The organism is Flavobacterium macrobrachii (assembly GCF_014486675.1).
Lineage (GTDB): Bacteria > Bacteroidota > Bacteroidia > Flavobacteriales > Flavobacteriaceae > Flavobacterium > Flavobacterium macrobrachii.
Genome location: NZ_JACTAC010000033.1, coordinates 16,023 through 34,679, shown reverse-complemented (window position 1 = coordinate 34,679; position 18,657 = coordinate 16,023). Strand labels below are relative to the sequence as shown.

Sequence of the window (18,657 nt, the reverse complement as noted above, 5' to 3'; positions counted from 1 at the left end):
TCCCCTTTTTATCCCAAATAATCACAAAAAAAACAAAAAGATTGTAGCTAAAACGGGAATATCGCTTGAAAATACTAACAAATGTATCGCTGTAAATTTTTATACTTGTGTACATTATATGTGTTTTTGTAGTATTATTTTATATTTGCCAGAATTAAGCTTGAAGATGAAAAATTATTTCGATGTTTTGTTTGCCTTTTCTTTTTGTATTTCGTTTGGGCAAAATGGAAATTTTGTAGATAAGATTGAGGTTTCCTATTTAAAAGGAAATGCTTTGCCTCATACGGAAGATATGTATCATTTGATTAATGGTCATCCGAATGGTGTGATGATTAATTTTTTGAAGAAAACGGATGGTTCGAAAGAATGGCACAAAGCATATAATTATCCGGATTTGGGTGGTTATTTTTTATATCAGAATTTTAGGAGCAGTTCGCTTGGCGAGAATTATTCGGTTGGGGCTTTGTATAACTTTTATTTCTTAAATAGGAATTTGCAGTTTAAGCTTGGACAAGGTATTGCTTTATCTACAAATCCTTATGACAAAGTTGAAAATAGTAAAAACAAAGCATTTGGAAGTAGAATTATAGCGAACACGAATGTTGGTTTGAGCTTTGACAGTCAGAATTTATTTAAAAACATTGGTTTTCATGCTGGAATTTTGTTCACGCATTATTCTAACGGAAGAGTGAAATCGCCAAACAGCGGAATAAATACTTATTTATTGAATATTGGTTTGAATTACAACCTAGACGAAAACTTTGTCCGTAAAGTTGATACGACTTTTGAGAAGAAAAATTATAAATCGCCTATACGATATAATTTTGTTTTGAGAACTGGAATTAACGAAAACCCAATCGTTGGCAGTGGTCAATTTCCTTTTTATCACATAGGTTTTTATGCCGACAAACGCATAAACCGAAAATCATCTCTTCAACTTGGTACCGAATTATTTTTAACCAAATCCATCGAAGAATACATTACCTATTATTCGGTGGCTTATCCTGAAGAAGGTATTTCTAGAAACACCGATTACAAACGTGTTGGTGTTTTTGTTGGTCACGAACTTATTATCAACCGAATTTCGCTCGAAGCCCAAATTGGTTATTACGTTTATCAACCTTTCAAAAAAGACATACCTATATATGATAGAGTTGGGATGAAATATTATTTCAGCGACAACTTCTTTGGCGGTTTTACCATCAAAACTCATTTGTTTTTAGCCGAAGCTTTAGAATTTGGAATTGGATATAGAATTTAAGCAAAAAATCATGAAAAAATTATACCTATATATAGTAGCACTTTTTTTTACCGTTTTTGCCTGCGAAAAACCAAGCGATTGCATTGAAAGTAGCGGAAAAACAGTTACCAAAGAAATTCCCGTTCAAGCTTTCAAAAAAATCAAAGTCTACAAAGGAATTGAAGTTATCATTACTGAAGGTTTGAATTATAAAGTAGAAATCGTTGCAGGAGAAAATTTCATCGACAATATCGAAATCAAGCAAAACGGGGACCAACTCATCTTTAAAGACCAAACCAGTTGCAATTGGGTTAGACAATATGGCAAAACCAAAATCCTTGTTACAACGCCAACACTCGAAGAAGTTTACTCAAAAACCGACAGAAACATCAGTTCCAATGGCATTTTAACTTTTAATGATTTGAGTTTTATTTCCTTCGACAAAGATGCTGATGGCGAAACTGGTGCAGGAACAGGCGATTTCATCCTCAACATAGACAACCAAAACCTGCAAATTCACAACAACAACGTTTCTAGATTTTTCATCACTGGAAAAACAGAAAACGCCAGTTTCAACTTCTATTTTGGCGATGGACGAATTGAAACCGAAAATTTCGAAGCTCAATTTATGCAAATCTATCACAGAGGTTCAAACGATATGATTGTAAAACCAATCCAAAAAGTCACAGGAATACTAAACAGCACAGGAAACGTTATCCTAAAAAATACTCCGCCAATAGTCGAAATAGAAGAATTATATCAAGGAAAAGTGATTTATAACTAGAAGCCAATCCTGCTTTCCGTTACAAGTTTTTTCATTTCAAGCCATTTTTGTAAGCAATAAAAAGTCCCGAAGCTTCGGGATCCCTTGGTCGCTTTTTTATAGCAACAAAAAATTGGATTTAAATTTCAAAAAGCTTTTCACTACAATCAGGGCTATAATCAGAATACTGAGAACTATTTTTTAGTTTTCTCTCTAAAAATTTCCTCAAGATTTTTACTTTTCAAACTAATTTGAAGTGTTTTCAAACCATTATCGTGAGCAAAGTCAAATAATTTCGGACGCATATCAACTTCCGTTTCAAAAGTCAATTCCCAAACATTGCCTTGTGTATTTTTGTAGTTTATTAAATCAGAAAGTTTAGCAAACAATTCTTCATTAACTGCTTTGTCAAATTCCACTTCAATCACTTGCGTAGTAACTTCAGAAACCAATTTGTCCAGCTTTTTATCAGTAACAATCTTTCCGTTATTAATTATAATCACTCGGTCACAAATCGCTTCCACTTCCTGCATAATATGTGTAGAAAGAAAAACCGTTTTGTCTTTCCCAACATTTTTAATCACGTTTCTAATTTCCACCAACTGATTTGGATCCAATCCAGTCGTTGGTTCGTCCAAAATCAAAACATCAGGATTGTGCAACAAAGCCGTTGCTAAACCAACACGCTGACGATAACCTTTAGAAAGTTGTCCAATTTTTTTATGACTTTCAGGCGATAAACCCGTCAATTCAATCACTTCCTCAATTCGAGATTTCGATACTTTGTAAACATCAGCATTAAAACCCAAATATTCACGAACATACAAATCTAAATACAACGGATTGTGTTCTGGTAAATAACCAACCGATTGCTGCACCGATTTTTGATTAACCAAAACATCGTTTCCATTAACTTCGGCTTTTCCTTCATCTGCCGTAATATATGTTGTCAAAATTTTCATCAAAGTAGATTTTCCCGCACCATTTGGACCAAGAAAACCAACAATTTCTCCTTTTTTTACCGAAAAAGAAACATTATCCAACGCTTTTTGCGCACCATAACTTTTTGAAATATTTTGAACTTCTATTGACATACCTAAATTATTTTGAGCAAATGTAATAATTAATAAAAAGATAACGAAGATTTCTACTTTTTATGATATTTACGAAAACGTTTCCGTAACTTTTTTTAATCATCAATGTAAAACCTAAACTTTATTTTTCTAAATTAGCAAAACAAAACAAGAACAATGATACAGTTTAACACATTTCATAACTATTTCTTTTATTTCTTCTTCGGACAGAAAAAGGGATTAGTATTGTGTTACGTGAAAAAATAAATTTCAAAAAACAACAGTAATATAAATCCTAACGAAAGTTGGGATTTTTTTTTGACTAAAATTAAAATTACATCATAAAGAAATTAATAAAAAAAAGCATCGCATTGCTTAATGAAACTTAATCTCTTAATAATTTAAAATAAATATGGAAACAAAAATCGCTATACAAGGAATAAAAGGTTCATTTCATCATCAGGTTGCTCAGGAATATTTTGAGCAAAAATACGATTTAGACGAATGCATGTCATTTGAAGAATTAGTAAAAAGTTTAACCGAAAACAAAACTCAAAAAGCCGTTATGGCTTTAGAAAATTCCATCGCAGGTTCAATAATTCCAAATTATGCCTTGATTGACCGAAATAATTTACACATAATTGGCGAACATTATCTCAACATTCATATGAATTTGATGGTGCTAAAAAGTCAAACAATTGAAGACATTAAAGAAGTACATTCTCATCCAATTGCCTTATTGCAATGTGCAGTTTTCTTTAGTCAATTTCCACATATCAAATTAGTCGAAAGTGGCGATACTGCCGAAACAGCTCGCAGAATTCAAGAACAAAAACTCACAGGAATTGGCGCTGTTGCTGCTCCAATTGCTGCCGAATTGTATGATTTAGAAATTCTTGCCTCAGGAATTCACACCGTTCAAAGCAACAAAACCCGATTTGTAGTTGTAAAAACGACCAATAAAGAACTTCCAAAAGAAGAAATTAATAAAGCTTCGATAAAATTTGAACTCGACGATACGCCAGGAAGTTTAGCAACCGTTCTGAACGTTATGAATAACTGCAAATTGAATTTAACCAAAATCCAATCGATGCCAATTATCGAACAACCGTTTAAATATTCATTTTTTGTTGATGTGATTTTTGAAAAGTATAAACATTATGAAAAAGCAAAAAATATTCTAGCCTTAATGACAACTCATTTTAAAGTTTTGGGCGAATACAAAAGAGGAAAACAATAACAAGGTCAAAAGTCAACTTCAACCTCAAAAAGCAACTTCAACTTCAAAAAGCAACTTCAACTTCAAAAAAACCTTTAATATTAAAATTGAACTTGATTTTTGAAATTGATATTGAAGTTGAATTTTGAAGTTAACATTAAAATTTAAAAAATATGATACAAACCGCCAACAGACTAAATAGCGTTCAGGAATACTACTTTTCACGAAAATTGAAAGAAGTTCGCCAACTCATTTCCGAAGGAAAACACGTTATCAATATGGGAATTGGAAGTCCCGATTTATCGCCAGACAAATCAGTTATTAAAGCTATTCAAAACGCCATGTTTGACGACAAAGCTCACGAATATCAAAGCTATCAAGGTTTACCCGAACTTCGAAAAGGCTTTGCAGATTTCTATTCCAAACACTTTAATGTTTCGTTAGATTACAATTTGGAAATTCTACCATTAATGGGTTCCAAAGAAGGAATTATGCACATCTCTTTGGCTTTTTTAAACGCTGGCGATAAAGTTTTAATCCCAAATCCAGGTTATCCAACCTATGCTTCCGTTACCGAATTGGTTCAGGCAAAACCTATGTATTATGATTTATCCGAAGAAAACGATTGGCAACCTAATTTTGAACTTTTGGAACAAATGGATTTATCCAATGTAAAAATTATGTGGGTTTCTTATCCGCATATGCCAACTGGTGCTAATGCAACATTGAAATTATTTGAAAAACTCATCGCTTTTGGCAAAAAACATCACATTTTAATTGTAAACGACAATCCTTATAGCTTTGTTTTAAACGAAAATCCGTTGTCAATTTTACAAATTGATGGAGCAAAAGACATTGCTTTGGAATTAAATTCTTTGTCAAAAACCTACAATATGGCTGGTTGGCGCGTTGGAATGGTTTTGGGAAATCCAAAACTAATTGATGCTATTCTAAAAGTAAAAAGCAATATGGATAGTGGCATGTTCTATGGAATTCAAAAAGGCGCAATCGAAGCATTAAAACTAAACAATAATTGGTTTATACATCAAAATGAAATTTATACAAAACGAAGAAACTTAATTTTTCAATTAGCCGAAAAACTAAATTGCACGTATAGTAAAACCGCCGTTGGAATGTTTGTTTGGGCAAAATTACCCGAAGGAATTTCAGCAGAAGAATTCATTGACAGCATTTTAATCGAAAAACACATTTTTATAACACCCGGAACCATTTTTGGTAATAATGGAAATGGATACATTCGTTTTTCGCTCTGTGTATCAGAAGAAAAAATTGAAGAAGCAATTAAAAGATTTCCCAATTAAAACCTAAAGAATTTACTAATTTTACACCCAATACAATACTATGAATATTACAACCCAAAATAAAAAATGGCTCGATGATTTTAATCTAAATCATCCATTAGTAATCGCTGGACCATGTAGCGCTGAAACTGAAGAACAAGTTTTAAAAATTGCTCACGAACTAAAAAATTCCGATGTTTCAATTTTTCGTGCCGGAATTTGGAAACCAAGAACACGTCCTGGCGGATTTGAAGGCGTTGGCGCCATTGGTTTAAAATGGTTGCAAAAAGCCAAAGCCGAAACGGGTTTATTGATGGCAATTGAAGTAGCCAATGCAGCGCATGTTCAACTGGCTTTGGAACACGAGATTGATGTACTTTGGATTGGCGCACGAACAACAGTAAATCCGTTTGCCGTTCAAGAAATTGCTGATGCTTTAAAAAATACCGACAAAATTGTTTTAGTAAAAAATCCTGTAAATCCCGATTTGGCACTTTGGATTGGTGGCGTTGAACGACTGTATAATGCTGGAATTAAAAATCTTGGCGTAATTCACAGAGGCTTTTCTACCTATGAAAAAACCAAATACAGAAACATTCCTGAATGGCAACTAGCCATCGAGCTACAAAATCGTTTTCCTGATTTGCCATTAATTTGTGATCCATCGCATATTACTGGAAAAAGAGACATGATACAAGAAGTGTCTCAACAAGCTTTGGATTTAAACTATAACGGATTAATTATTGAAACTCACATTGATCCTGACAATGCTTGGAGTGATGCAGCTCAACAAGTTACACCAACGGTTTTAAAACAAATTTTCAAAGATTTACGTATTCGAAAAGAAACCGACAATGCAGATGATTACACCAATCGTCTAACTAAATTTAGAGTTGACATTGATGAATATGATGCCAAATTATTGGAAATTTTAGGCAAACGAATGAAAGTTGCAGACAAAATTGGTGCTTTGAAAAAAGAAAAAAACGTTGCTGTACTTCAAAACAAACGTTGGAACGAAATCCTCGGAAAAATGATTTTAGACGGCGAAGAAAAAGGTTTGAGCGAAGAATTTATTCTAAAAATATTCAAAGCCATTCACCAAGAAAGCATTAGCCATCAGGAAAAAATTATAAACGGATAATTTTAACATAAAAACAATTACTAATAACATATTTTTTGTATAATTGCGCAACAATAAAAACAATCGTAATAAAATTTAAAAAAATGAAAAAAATTATTTTCATGTTAATGCTTGTGCTTGGCGTTAACACAATTAATGCTCAAGTTGATGAGATTACTAAACACAATGGAGAAGTTGTAAAAGGTAAAGTTATCAAACTTGAAGAATTTACTATCATTTTTAAATATGATGGTGAAGATGCAGAAAATACTATTAGTAAATATGCAGTAGAAAAAATTGTTTATGGAAAAAGTGGTCGTGTTGAACAAGTTACTGACAAAATTGTAATTAATGGTGAAGATGACTGGGAAAAAGTAGTTATCCTAGAAGACAAAGCATACATCGCTGGCTTGAAAAAAGGTGAAGAAGTTAGAGGAAAAACAGGACTAATCAACTTCCAAACGGGTAACACAGGTGACAAAAAAGCTGAAAAGAAATTAAAAATGGAAGCTGCAAAGCTAGGATGTCCTTTTATCTTATTAACAGCTGACAAAACTACTGTTGGAGCAAGCTCAAACACTCTTGGTGGTTCACAAGCAATTAAAAAAGGAGTTGCTTACAAATACTAATTTTTAATTTAAAATTATTTAAAAACCGTTTAATCAATTTAAACGGTTTTTTTATGTAAACTAACATGATAAATATAAAGACTTCTTGTCTCTTTTTTCTATTTTTGTAATTGATAAATTTATTAGTTATAAATAGAAATCTACTTCTAACTTCTAACTTCTAACATCTAACTTCTAACTTTTTTCATGACAGGAACAGTTTATAAATCTACCGGAAGTTTTTATTCTGTAAAAACGGAAAATAACGAGTTTTTTGAATGTCGTATCAAAGGAAAATTTCGTATGAAAGGCATCAAAAGCACTAACCCAATTGCGGTTGGTGATGTGGTAGATTTTGAACTTGACGAAACTACCGACGAAACCGTTGGACAAATTCACAACATCCACGATAGAAAAAATTACATCGTTAGAAAATCAGTTAATCTTTCCAAACAAACTCATATTATTGCATCGAATATTGACGTAGTTTTTCTTTTGATAACGATTAACAATCCACCAACAACAACCAGTTTCATTGATAGATTTCTTGTTACTGCCGAAGCTTATGGCATTGAAGCCGTTTTGGTTTTTAACAAAATTGACACTTTTGATGAAGCAATGCTCGACGAACAATTGTATCTGCAACATATCTATTCTGAAATTGGATACAAATGCCTGCGAATTTCTTCTACTGAAAAGAAAGGCATCGAGCAATTAAAAGAAATGATGATTGGAAAAACCAGTATGTTTTCTGGACATTCAGGTGTTGGAAAATCGACTTTGGTAAATGCATTGGAACCCAATTTGAATTTAAAAACCAAACATATTTCCGAACAAAGCAAGCAAGGTCAACACACTACAACTTTTGCCGAAATGTATGATTTGTCCTTTGATGCAAAAATTATTGACACACCAGGAATTAAAGGTTTTGGAATTGTTGATATGGAATCAGCAGAAATCAGCGATTATTTTCCAGAGTTTTTTAAACTAAAAGATCAATGCAAATTCAACAATTGTCTTCATAAAGAAGAACCTCATTGCGCTGTAAAAGAAGCATTAGAAAACGATAAAATTGCGTGGTCACGTTACAACAGCTATCTAAAAATTCTTGAAGGCGATGAAGAACATTACCGACAAGATGTTTACAACGATGACAGAATTGCAAGCGATGAAACAAGAAAATAATTGTGAATTGTTAATTATAAATTATTAATTGAATTCACCATTTACAACTCACAATTCACCATTACAATGAAAGCCGTTATCCAAAGAGTAACTCATTCATCAGTAACCATTAATAGCAAAATCGTTGCCGAAATCAGCAGCGGATTATTGGTTTTACTCGGAATTGAAGAAGCTGATAATCAGGAAGACATCGATTGGTTAACTTCCAAAATTGTAAATCTCAGAATTTTTGACGATGAAAATCAGGTGATGAATTTATCGCTAAAAGACATTGATGGCGAAATGATTATCGTTAGCCAATTTACGCTTCATGCCTTAACCAAAAAAGGAAATCGTCCGTCGTATATCAAAGCCGCAAAACCCGAAATTGCCATTCCATTGTATGAAAAATTCATTGCAAAAATGGAAACCGAATTAGGCAAAAAAATACAAACAGGACAATTTGGTGCCGATATGAAAGTTGCCCTTCTAAACGATGGTCCAGTTACTATAATTATTGACAGTAAAAACAAGGAATAAAAAAAGGCAAACCCAAATTTTAAGCTTACCTTTTTCAACAAAAACACAAGTATTCTTAGCCTTTTTTAACCTGTATACTATCATCAACTATAAAACCATAATCGCCCAAAACTTTTGGATTTTTAGCATATACACTTTTTAATAACTGTGCACTGTTTTGAATTATTGCTTTTATAGCTGGTAAATCATTATCTCTATCTTTATAATATCTTTCGGCTAATCGAGCGGCTTCTTCAGCATTATAATGATTTTCTTTACACGGAACAATTTTTGGCCCTTCAATTGACCAATCATAGTCTTGCTGAGCATTTAGAGGCGATGCTGCTCCATCGGAGCGGTGTTTTTCATAAATTTTATCAGCTAAATCTAATAATTCTGATACGTTTGTTGGAAGTTTTATTCTTCCTGGTGTGCGTGTTGCCATGATAAATAAATTAAAATTAATAACTACTTGATTTATACCCTATCAAAAATAATTAACTTTTGTTTTAATATTATAAAAATGTTAAAAAATTATAAATACTTTAACAAATAATTTTAAAATTTATTATTATCATAACAAAAACAACTTTTAACTATTAAAAATACTATTTAAAATAGAAAAAATATTGCTTATATTATTAAAAACATTTTTTACAATATTAAAAAAACCGTTTTTAAAATTAAAAAAGTAGTTTACAACATTAAAAACACCGTTTATAACTTTAAAAACATAAAAATTAACTTTATAAACACCGTTTTAAATATTTAAAACAGGGTATTTATCATTAAAAACATCATCTATACAATTATTTGAAATAATTTAAACTAAATCAATATCAATACTTACTTCTAAAAATACAATTATTTATATTTGTTGAAATCAAAATAGCCACAATGAAATATAAAAACATACGCGAAGAAGAACTAAAGAATAAAGTTGGAGCCGATTGGTTCAAACAATTTGACACTACCGAAATTCTTGGTAACATCGATTTTACGGTTTTTCCGCAACAAGATAATTTATTTGGACGCACACCGTTGCTTTGGGCTGAAGCCAAAACGGGTAATTTTGATGTAGCTACTATGTTTGTGCAGTTAATTTTAACCATTGGCAAAGCACGAACGTTTGATAAAACCATGCCACCAGCTTTTCTTGGTGCTTTTGATTTTAAAAAAATAGCGTTTGTACCCTATATTAACATACAAGATATTTTTTATCTAAACGATTTCAATTGGAACGTTACACCTAGTAATCATGAAACCAAAGAATTTCAATTAATTAAACAACGTATTGAAGCTACACTAAAGCAAAATACCTATGTGTATGATTATGAAAAAGACGAAAAAGAACTCAAAGCATTTATAAAAAATAATGTTGCCAAAGCTACCACAACCAATAAATTAAAGATTGATAAAAACAATTTTATACCTATTTATTTAAGATGGTTAGAAATAATAAAACCCATCATCGATGTCAATTGGGACGATTTAAAAAAAGCCAATATACTTGACAGCGATTTCTATTTAGCCGATTTATTTGTAGATGATAATAATACCCAAAACATTGACGACGATTTATCCATTCGCGACAGCTTGTTTGTTGTTTTTCAAAACCAAGGATACAAAATAGCCAAGGAAAACCTCAAGCAAATGTTTGACGCCACCATTACGCTAAAAAACAAAGACACCTATCTCCATTTTTGGAAACGCTACAAACGACCACCGCTCAAAGAATTTCAAGATTATATTATAGAACGCCGAGATTTACTAGTGCCGCAAGACATTAGGGAACGCAAAGGAGCTTTTTTTACACCACGTATTTGGGTAGAATTATCACAAAAATATTTGACTGATTATTTAGGCGAAAACTGGCAGGACGATTATTACATTTGGGATTGTGCCGCTGGTACAGGAAACCTTTTGGCTGGTCTAACCAACAAATACAACATTTACGCCAGCACACTAGACCAAGCCGATGTAAACGTAATGCACGAACGCATTGACCATGGTGCGAATTTGCTTAAAAACAACGTCTTTCAGTTTGATTTTTTAAATGATGATTTCAGCAAATTGCCACAGAGTTTGCAAGACATTATTAACGATGAAGAAAAGCGTAAAAAGTTAGTAATTTATATTAATCCACCGTATGCTGAAACAGGAAGTACAAAACATAAAGTATCAAAATCGGGTGTTTCAAATGAAACAATGATACACAAGAAATTATTTGAACAAATGAGTACATTTTCAAAAAGAGAACTTTATGTACAATTTTTAATGAGAATATATTTTGAAATTCCTAACTGTAAGATTGCAAATTTTTCAACTTTGAAAAATTTGCAATCTTCCTACTTCATCGAATTTCGTGAAATGTTTCGAGCGAAGCTCGAAAAAATTTTTGTGGTTCCAGCCGACACTTTTGATAATGTTAAAGGAAAATTTCCAATTGGATTTTTTATATGGAATTCAGAAAAAAAAGAAAAATTTGAAGAAATTATTTCAGATGTATACAATTTGAGAGGAGAATATATTGATGCTAAAAAGATTTTTAGTTATAATAATGAAAAATATCTAAATGACTGGCTACGTCCAACTTGGGATAATGTAAAAAATGAAATTGGATTTTTAGCATGTAATAGTAATGATTTTCAAAATCAAAATGGAATTTTTATTGAAATAGTTAAGAAAAATCAAACATCAACCTATTTTAAACCAATTGGATTATCTAATTTACTTAAATCATCTATTTATTACGCGGTAAGACATTGCATACCTGCTACATGGTTAAATGATAGAGACCAATTTTTATATCCAAATGATAATTGGCAAACTGATTTTGAATTTCAAAATGATTGCTTAACGTTTACTCTTTTCAACAACGATATTCAAAGTCAATATGACATCAACCATTGGATACCGTTTACAGAATATGAAGTCAATGCCCAAGCCAAGTTTGAAAGTAATTTCATGACTAATTTTATAAAAGGCAAGATGCAGCAAGAAGCTACAACAGATACGCTTTTTGAACAAGCTACAACGAAAGAAAGTAAACCATTAGTTTTCTCAGAAGTAGCCACAGCTGTTTTTGATGCTGGTAGAGAACTATGGAAATACTACCATGCCCAAAAAGACGTAAATGTTAACGCTTCTTTATATGACATCAGAGAATATTTCCAGGGAAGAAACGACAAAGGCAGAATGAATTCAAAAAGTGATGATGCAACTTATACACAACTACTAGCTGAGTTAAGAAGCAAACTCGCCATTTTAGCCGATAAAATAAAACCCAAAGTGTATGAATATGGGTTTTTAAAGGAGTAAATAGTAAAATCACAATTCACAACTCAAAATTCACAATTCAAAATTATGGATATAAAAAACGCCCAACTCGAAGTAGATAATTGGATTAAAAACCACGGTGTTCGTTATTTTAACGAACTGACCAACATGGCACAACTTTCAGAAGAAGTTGGCGAAGTTGCCCGCATCATTGCACGTCGTTATGGCGAACAATCCGAAAAAGAAAGTGATAAAAACAAAGACCTTGGCGAAGAACTAGCCGATGTAGTTTTTGTAGTGTTGTGTCTTGCCAATCAAACCGGCGTAGATTTACAAGCTGCTTTTGACAAAAAAATGGATTTAAAAACCAAACGCGACCACGACAGACATCATAATAACGAGAAACTTAAGTAATTGTGAATGGTAAATTGTAAATGGTGAATTATGGCAGAGAACATTATTAAGGATAAATCATTTTCTTTTGCATTAAGAGTTGTTAAGTTATATCAATTTTTAAATCAAGAGAAAAAAGAATTCGTTTTAAGTAAACAACTTTTACGAAGCGGAACAGCTATAGGTGCTTTAGTTCGTGAAGCAGAACAAGCTGAAAGCAAACTTGATTTTATTCACAAACTTGCCATTGCACAAAAAGAAGCCAATGAAACTGATTATTGGTTGGAATTATTACATCAATCGGACTATTTAAACGAAACACAATTTCAATCGTTAAAAAATGATATCATTGAAATAAATAAAATTTTAACCTCAATAATTATTACAACAAAACAAAGAATAGGGAAAAAATAATTATGAATGGTGAATTGTAAATTATGAATTCACCATTCACAATTCACCATTCACAATTAAAAACATGAACTGGATTTTACTAATAATAGCAGGATTATTTGAAGTAGCTTTTGCAACTTGCTTAGGCAAAGCCAAAGAATCAACAGGAAATACCATGATTTTATGGTATGCTGGATTCTTAGTTTGTCTAACCATCAGCATGGTTTTATTGGTAAAAGTAACCAAAGAACTACCCATCGGAACGGCTTATGCAGTTTGGACTGGAATTGGTGCCGTGGGAAGTGTACTTGTCGGCATATTAGTATTTAAAGAACCAGCCACTTTTTGGAGAGTGTTTTTTATCAGTACCTTAATCATTTCCATCATCGGACTAAAAGTTGTTTCCAAATAATGAATTTACATCTTCAAAAGTCAAAACTCGAAACTCGAAACTCGAAACTTTCAATCACTGGTTCAAAATCTGAAACCAACAGATTACTATTGCTTCAAGCGTTGTATCCGAAGATTTCATTGGAAAACATATCCAATTCTGATGATAGCGAAGTAATGTTACAAGCATTACAAAAACTGGCAACTGATAACTGGCAACTGACAACTGAAATTGACGTTCACCATGCTGGAACTGCCATGCGTTTTCTCACGGCGTATTTTGCCATTCAGAAAGGAAAAGAAGTGATACTAACAGGTTCTTCACGTATGAAAGAACGACCAATTAAAATTTTAGTCGAAGCCTTGCAACAACTCGGAGCTGAAATTTATTATGAAGAAAATGAAGGTTTTCCACCCATTCGCATCAAAGGAAAAAAATTGACAAATAAAAAAGTTTCACTTCAAGCAAATGTAAGCAGTCAATACATTTCCGCACTTTTATTAATTGCACCAAAACTCGAAAACGGACTAGAATTAACACTTCAAGGCGAAATCACATCAATTCCATATATCAAAATGACCTTGGCTTTGCTCAATGAAATTGGAATAGAAACTTCATTTATTGAGAATAAAATTATAGTCAAACCACTATTCACAATTCACAACTCACAACTCACAATTGAGTCCGATTGGTCATCGGCATCTTATTGGTTTTCCATCGTTGCTTTATCTGAAATTGGAACTAAAATCACTTTGTCGAGCTACAAACAAAACAGTTTACAAGGCGATGCCGCTTTGGTTGAAATTTATAAAAACTTTGGTGTAACAACAACTTTTGAAAACACAACAATCGTTTTAGAAAAAGTTGACAACCCGAAACTTGACTCGAGCGAATGCGAACTGGCGAAGCAAACTTTCAACTCGCAACTAAACAATTCTCCCGACATTGCTCAAACCATTGCAGTAACGTGTTTCGGATTGGGAATTGGTTGCCATTTAACAGGTTTACATACATTAAAAATTAAAGAAACCGATCGATTGGAAGCCTTAAAAAACGAACTAACAAAACTTGGAGCTAACGTTTCTGTTACCAATGACAGCTTGACTTTAGAACCATCAGAAATAATAAACGAAAGCGTCAGCATCAAAACCTATCAAGATCACCGAATGGCAATGGCTTTTGCTCCATTGGCTTTAAAAGTTCCGATCATCATTGAAGAAGCTGAAGTCGTTTCAAAATCCTATCCAACGTTTTGGGACGATTTAAAAAGTGTCGGATTTACTATTACAACTAATTGTAATTCCAAAATGTGATAATCTTTTCAAAATAAACATCAAAACACTTGACAACGCCTATTTCACAATAGTATATTTGCATCCAGAAAATTAGAGAGTAAAAAACTATTCACTAATTGCTAATCACTAATTACTCAATATGAAGTTATCTCATTTTAATTTTAATCTCCCAACGGAATTACTTGCCGAATATCCCGCAGAAAATCGTGACGAATCTCGTTTAATGGTTGTACACAGAAAAACAGGACAAATCGAACACAAATTATTCAAAGACATTATCGACTATTTTGACGATGGCGATGTAATGATTTTGAACAATACCAAAGTTTTCCCTGCGCGTATGTATGGAAACAAAGAAAAAACCGGAGCACGAATTGAAGTTTTCTTATTAAGAGAATTAAATGCAGAACAACGTCTTTGGGATGTTTTAGTTGATCCAGCTCGTAAAATCCGTATAGGAAACAAATTATATTTTGGCGACGACGACTCGTTAGTAGCAGAAGTTATCGATAATACAACTTCTCGTGGAAGAACATTGCGTTTCCTTTACGACGGTTCATATGAAGATTTCAGAATAAAATTATTAGAATTAGGAGAAACACCAATCCCAAAATACATCAACCGCGAAGTAACCGACGAAGATGCAGAACGTTACCAAACGATTTATGCCAAAGAGGAAGGCGCAGTTGCCGCACCAACAGCTGGTTTACACTTCTCTAAGCATTTATTAAAACGTTTAGAAATCAAAGGAATAGACTTTGCCGAAGTAACACTTCACGTTGGACTTGGAACATTCAATCCAGTAGAAGTAGAAGATTTATCAAAGCACAAAATGGATTCCGAAGAGCTAAAAATAACACAACAAGCTTGTGATATTGTCAACAACGCAAAAGCAAACAAAAAACGCATTTGCTGCATTGGAACCACATCAATGCGCGCCATCGAAAGCTCGGTTTCATCAGCAAAAACACTAAATCCATACGACGGTTGGACAAACAAATTCATTTTCCCACCTTATGATTTCAGTATTGCCGACTGTATGGTAACCAATTTCCATACACCAAAATCAACATTAGTAATGATGATTTCAGCATTCTGCGGACACGATTTAATGCGCAAAGCCTACGACGAAGCCATCAAAGAAGGATACAAATTCTATTCCTACGGCGACGCCATGTTGATTTTGTAATCACTTTTAATCAAAATATTAAATCTCATCAGCAATGGTGAGATTTTTTTTTGAAGCCAAACACTAGGCACTTTATAAACCATTTTCCTGCTATTCGTTACAATCTTTTTTGAATTGGAAAAACAATTCAAAAAAGGATTTCCACTACTATCAGGGCTAAAAAACAAACCATTCAAATTTCTTTACACTTTTTTCTTTTCTCTTTTCTCTTTTCTCTATTTTTACCATCCAAACAACAAACAACAATGAAATTTCAAAATACCCGCGAATTCGCTCAACAATTAGACTCTCAAGACGAACTAAAAAACTATAGAAACGAATTCATTTTTCCGCAACATGAAGGTAAAGACGTGATTTATTTCACAGGAAACTCACTAGGCTTACAACCAAAATCAGCAAAAAAATACGTCGATGATATAATGAACGACTGGGCAAACCTAGCAGTCGAAGGACATTTCTATGCCGAAAAACCTTGGTGGGATTATCACGAGCGTTTTGCCGAACCACTTAGTAAAATAGTTGGTGCAAAACCATCCGAAATTACCGTAATGAACACCTTGACGGTAAATCTTCACCTTTTGATGGTTTCGTTTTATCGTCCAACCAAAACACGTTACAAAATCATTTGCGAAGAAAAAGCATTTCCATCAGACCAATATATGTTTCAATCGCAAGTATCCCATCACGGCTACAATCCAGAAGATGTAATAGTTGAAATAAAACGTCGTGAAGGCGAACACAACATTCGCTTAGAAGATATTTTAGCAAAAATTGAAGAAGTTGGCGATGAATTAGCATTGGTGCTTTTTGGCGGCGTAAACTATTATACCGGACAAGTTTTCGACATGAAAACCATCACCGAAGCTGGACATAAAGTTGGCGCAAACGTAGGTTTTGATTTGGCTCACGCAGCAGGAAATATAAACTTAGAACTCCACGATTGGAATGTAGATTTTGCTGCTTGGTGTTCGTATAAATACATGAATTCCGGACCAGGAAATGCTTCTGGCTGTTTCATTCATGAAAAACACCATCAATCCAATCTGCCACGATTTGCAGGTTGGTGGTCGCAAAAAAAAGAAAAGCGTTTCAAAATGGAACCTGTTTTTGATCCAATCGAAAGCGCCGATGGTTGGCAAGTTTCAAATTTACCAGTTTTATCTTTAGCGCCATATTTAGCATCAGTAGAAATGTTTGCCGAAGTTGGTATGGAAAAACTAATCGCTAAAAGAAATCAAATCACAGCTTATTTAGAATTCATCCTTCAAGAAATAGACAAAGAAGTTGATAGCACTTTTGAAATAATCACACCTTCAAACCAAGATGAAAGGGCTTGTCAATTATCTGTTTTTCTTCATGGAGAAGGAAGAAGTTTATTCGATTACCTCATGAAAAACGGAGTAATCACCGATTGGCGTGAACCAAACGTAATTCGTCTTGCTCCAGTTCCATTATATACTTCCTATGAAGATATGTATGAATTTGGACAAAGATTAAAACAAGGAATACAATCATTACAAAAATAATTAAACCAAAGAACGATGCGATTACTTCGTTCCTCGCAATGACATGACAAAAGAACAAATCATAGCCAATTTCGATCCATCACAACCAGGATTAGCCGATGCAACCGTTTTCGGATTACCATTTTCAGCAGAACAATCAGAAATCATAGTAATTTCTGTGCCTTGGGAAGTTACCGTAAGTTATGGCGCTGGAGCTTCAGAAGGTCCAAATGCCATTTTAGATGCATCATTTCAAGTCGATTTAAACCATCAAGATTTTCCTGAACTATGGAAACTCGGGATTTATCTTGACGAAGCACCATCACATTGGAAAACCAATTCTGATAAATACAAAGAATTAGCACAACCCATTATCGAAATGCTCGAAAGTGGCGAAGCCATCGAAACTTATCCTGCATTGCAAGCCGATTTGGACAAAATCAACAAAGTATGCCGCGAATTGCACACCGAAGTAAAAGAAAAAGTGTTGCATTGGATGAAACAAGGCAAAAAAGTTGTACTTCTTGGTGGCGATCATTCAACGCCGCTTGGTTACTACGAAGCTTTGGCAAGCATTCACGATAATTTTGGGATTTTACATCTCGATGCACACATGGATTTGCGTATTGCTTATGAAGGTTTTAGCTATTCTCACGCTTCGATAATGTATAATGCGCTACAACTTCCACAAATTTCAAAGCTGGTTCAGGTTGGAATTCGTGATTTCTGTGAACAAGAAGTTGATGTTGTAAAGGCAGAAAAAGGAAGAGTTTTGGTAAACACCGATGCCGATTTGAAAAAGGAAACTTTTGAAGGTAAAACTTGGGCAGAACAATGCGATGCTATCATTGTTTCGTTGCCACAAAAAGTGTGTATTTCTTTCGATATCGACGGAATGTATCCTTGGTATTGTCCAAATACCGGAACGCCAGTTCCAGGTGGATTTTCATTTGAACAAGCCACTTATTTATTCAATAAATTAGCCGAAAGCGGCAAAGAAATCATTGGTTTCGACTTAGTTGAAGTTGCTCCGGACGAAACCGACGATTGGGACGGAAATGTTGGTGCTAGAATGTTATTTCACATGTGTGGCGTTTTGGCAAAAAACAACGGATTGAATACCGGAAGAAGAATTGAATTTCCTAGAAAATGATTTTTAAAACCATTAAGAAATTAAGTTTCATTAAGTTTTACTCTTAACT

Annotated in this window: 18 protein-coding genes; 16 read left to right on the top strand and 2 right to left on the bottom strand. The window is 33.3% G+C overall.

The genetic code is table 11. From position 1 onward, the window contains the following. Positions 1–166 precede the first annotated feature (166 nt). Together IAI56_RS08910 and IAI56_RS08905 are read left to right on the top strand one after the other, a co-directional pair. On the top strand, positions 167–1,261 hold the full coding sequence (locus IAI56_RS08910) for an acyloxyacyl hydrolase (protein WP_187657546.1): 1,095 nt from the start codon (positions 167–169) through the stop codon (positions 1,259–1,261). Between the two features lie 10 nt (positions 1,262–1,271). Then, complete coding sequence (locus IAI56_RS08905) at positions 1,272–2,024, top strand: GIN domain-containing protein (protein ID WP_187657545.1); 753 nt, start codon at positions 1,272–1,274, stop codon at positions 2,022–2,024. A 173-nt stretch (positions 2,025–2,197) separates the two neighbouring features. On the opposite strand, the gene gldA is transcribed toward IAI56_RS08905, so the two are convergent. Next, positions 2,198–3,097: a gliding motility-associated ABC transporter ATP-binding subunit GldA gene (gene gldA / locus IAI56_RS08900; protein ID WP_187657544.1), complete on the bottom strand. Its 900-nt coding sequence runs from the start codon at positions 3,095–3,097 to the stop codon at positions 2,198–2,200. Positions 3,098–3,488: 391 nt separating this feature from the next. On the opposite strand from gldA, the gene IAI56_RS08895 reads away from it, so the two are divergent. The 6 genes from IAI56_RS08895 to dtd all read left to right on the top strand — a co-directional run bounded on the left by IAI56_RS08895 (position 3,489) and on the right by dtd (position 9,031). Continuing rightward, a complete protein-coding gene (locus tag IAI56_RS08895; RefSeq protein ID WP_187657543.1) occupies positions 3,489–4,316 on the top strand; it encodes a prephenate dehydratase in 828 nt (275 codons plus the stop codon). A 152-nt stretch (positions 4,317–4,468) separates the two neighbouring features. After that, entirely contained in the window at positions 4,469–5,617 is a 1,149-nt protein-coding gene (locus IAI56_RS08890; protein WP_187657542.1) for a pyridoxal phosphate-dependent aminotransferase, read from the top strand. Positions 5,618–5,657: 40 nt separating this feature from the next. After that, a complete protein-coding gene (locus IAI56_RS08885) occupies positions 5,658–6,740 on the top strand; it encodes a bifunctional 3-deoxy-7-phosphoheptulonate synthase/chorismate mutase type II (protein ID WP_187657541.1) in 1,083 nt (360 codons plus the stop codon). Between the two features lie 83 nt (positions 6,741–6,823). Continuing rightward, complete coding sequence (locus IAI56_RS08880) at positions 6,824–7,348, top strand: hypothetical protein (RefSeq protein ID WP_187657540.1); 525 nt, start codon at positions 6,824–6,826, stop codon at positions 7,346–7,348. A 186-nt stretch (positions 7,349–7,534) separates the two neighbouring features. After that, complete coding sequence (rsgA, locus tag IAI56_RS08875) at positions 7,535–8,512, top strand: ribosome small subunit-dependent GTPase A (RefSeq protein WP_187657539.1); 978 nt, start codon at positions 7,535–7,537, stop codon at positions 8,510–8,512. Between the two features lie 66 nt (positions 8,513–8,578). Next, a complete protein-coding gene (gene dtd / locus IAI56_RS08870) occupies positions 8,579–9,031 on the top strand; it encodes a D-aminoacyl-tRNA deacylase (protein ID WP_187657538.1) in 453 nt (150 codons plus the stop codon). Positions 9,032–9,086: 55 nt separating this feature from the next. Here the strand turns inward: dtd and IAI56_RS08865 are convergent, their stop codons facing one another. After that, the gene (locus tag IAI56_RS08865) at positions 9,087–9,455 is read right to left on the bottom strand and encodes a hypothetical protein (RefSeq protein ID WP_187657537.1); all 369 of its coding nucleotides are present in this window, start codon (positions 9,453–9,455) and stop codon (positions 9,087–9,089) included. A 452-nt stretch (positions 9,456–9,907) separates the two neighbouring features. Here IAI56_RS08865 and IAI56_RS08860 point away from each other — a divergent pair, with 452 nt between their 5' ends. The 8 genes from IAI56_RS08860 to IAI56_RS08825 all read left to right on the top strand — a co-directional run bounded on the left by IAI56_RS08860 (position 9,908) and on the right by IAI56_RS08825 (position 18,608). Continuing rightward, positions 9,908–12,331, top strand: coding sequence for a hypothetical protein (locus IAI56_RS08860; protein ID WP_187657536.1), 2,424 nt, complete (start codon positions 9,908–9,910; stop codon positions 12,329–12,331). Between the two features lie 45 nt (positions 12,332–12,376). After that, entirely contained in the window at positions 12,377–12,703 is a 327-nt protein-coding gene (locus IAI56_RS08855; RefSeq protein ID WP_187657535.1) for a nucleotide pyrophosphohydrolase, read from the top strand. Between the two features lie 30 nt (positions 12,704–12,733). Beyond that, positions 12,734–13,096: a four helix bundle protein gene (locus tag IAI56_RS08850; protein ID WP_187657534.1), complete on the top strand. Its 363-nt coding sequence runs from the start codon at positions 12,734–12,736 to the stop codon at positions 13,094–13,096. 64 nt (positions 13,097–13,160) lie between these two features. Further along, positions 13,161–13,487: a DMT family transporter gene (locus tag IAI56_RS08845; RefSeq protein ID WP_187657533.1), complete on the top strand. Its 327-nt coding sequence runs from the start codon at positions 13,161–13,163 to the stop codon at positions 13,485–13,487. Continuing rightward, positions 13,487–14,779, top strand: a complete 1,293-nt coding sequence (gene aroA / locus IAI56_RS08840; RefSeq protein ID WP_187657532.1) for a 3-phosphoshikimate 1-carboxyvinyltransferase — start codon at positions 13,487–13,489, stop codon at positions 14,777–14,779. Before IAI56_RS08845 ends, aroA begins: the two co-directional genes overlap by 1 nt. Before the next feature lie 121 nt (positions 14,780–14,900). Next, entirely contained in the window at positions 14,901–15,950 is a 1,050-nt protein-coding gene (gene queA / locus IAI56_RS08835; RefSeq protein WP_187657531.1) for a tRNA preQ1(34) S-adenosylmethionine ribosyltransferase-isomerase QueA, read from the top strand. Positions 15,951–16,195: 245 nt separating this feature from the next. Beyond that, positions 16,196–17,476: a kynureninase gene (gene kynU, locus IAI56_RS08830; RefSeq protein WP_187657530.1), complete on the top strand. Its 1,281-nt coding sequence runs from the start codon at positions 16,196–16,198 to the stop codon at positions 17,474–17,476. Positions 17,477–17,519: 43 nt separating this feature from the next. Beyond that, the gene (locus tag IAI56_RS08825; RefSeq protein WP_187657529.1) at positions 17,520–18,608 is read left to right on the top strand and encodes an agmatinase family protein; all 1,089 of its coding nucleotides are present in this window, start codon (positions 17,520–17,522) and stop codon (positions 18,606–18,608) included. Positions 18,609–18,657: the final 49 nt, after the last annotated feature.

Excerpts from the sequence above, each read along its gene's own strand:
- IAI56_RS08910 (WP_187657546.1), top strand. The coding sequence starts at position 167 with ATGAAAAATTATTTCGATGTTTTGTTTGCCTTTTCTTTTTGTATTTCG.
- IAI56_RS08905 (WP_187657545.1), top strand. The coding sequence starts at position 1,272 with ATGAAAAAATTATACCTATATATAGTAGCACTTTTTTTTACCGTTTTT.
- gldA (WP_187657544.1), bottom strand. The coding sequence starts at position 3,097 with ATGTCAATAGAAGTTCAAAATATTTCAAAAAGTTATGGTGCGCAAAAA.
- IAI56_RS08895 (WP_187657543.1), top strand. The coding sequence starts at position 3,489 with ATGGAAACAAAAATCGCTATACAAGGAATAAAAGGTTCATTTCATCAT.
- IAI56_RS08890 (WP_187657542.1), top strand. The coding sequence starts at position 4,469 with ATGATACAAACCGCCAACAGACTAAATAGCGTTCAGGAATACTACTTT.
- IAI56_RS08885 (WP_187657541.1), top strand. The coding sequence starts at position 5,658 with ATGAATATTACAACCCAAAATAAAAAATGGCTCGATGATTTTAATCTA.
- IAI56_RS08880 (WP_187657540.1), top strand. The coding sequence starts at position 6,824 with ATGAAAAAAATTATTTTCATGTTAATGCTTGTGCTTGGCGTTAACACA.
- rsgA (WP_187657539.1), top strand. The coding sequence starts at position 7,535 with ATGACAGGAACAGTTTATAAATCTACCGGAAGTTTTTATTCTGTAAAA.
- dtd (WP_187657538.1), top strand. The coding sequence starts at position 8,579 with ATGAAAGCCGTTATCCAAAGAGTAACTCATTCATCAGTAACCATTAAT.
- IAI56_RS08865 (WP_187657537.1), bottom strand. The coding sequence starts at position 9,455 with ATGGCAACACGCACACCAGGAAGAATAAAACTTCCAACAAACGTATCA.
- IAI56_RS08860 (WP_187657536.1), top strand. The coding sequence starts at position 9,908 with ATGAAATATAAAAACATACGCGAAGAAGAACTAAAGAATAAAGTTGGA.
- IAI56_RS08855 (WP_187657535.1), top strand. The coding sequence starts at position 12,377 with ATGGATATAAAAAACGCCCAACTCGAAGTAGATAATTGGATTAAAAAC.
- IAI56_RS08850 (WP_187657534.1), top strand. The coding sequence starts at position 12,734 with ATGGCAGAGAACATTATTAAGGATAAATCATTTTCTTTTGCATTAAGA.
- IAI56_RS08845 (WP_187657533.1), top strand. The coding sequence starts at position 13,161 with ATGAACTGGATTTTACTAATAATAGCAGGATTATTTGAAGTAGCTTTT.
- aroA (WP_187657532.1), top strand. The coding sequence starts at position 13,487 with ATGAATTTACATCTTCAAAAGTCAAAACTCGAAACTCGAAACTCGAAA.
- queA (WP_187657531.1), top strand. The coding sequence starts at position 14,901 with ATGAAGTTATCTCATTTTAATTTTAATCTCCCAACGGAATTACTTGCC.
- kynU (WP_187657530.1), top strand. The coding sequence starts at position 16,196 with ATGAAATTTCAAAATACCCGCGAATTCGCTCAACAATTAGACTCTCAA.
- IAI56_RS08825 (WP_187657529.1), top strand. The coding sequence starts at position 17,520 with ATGACAAAAGAACAAATCATAGCCAATTTCGATCCATCACAACCAGGA.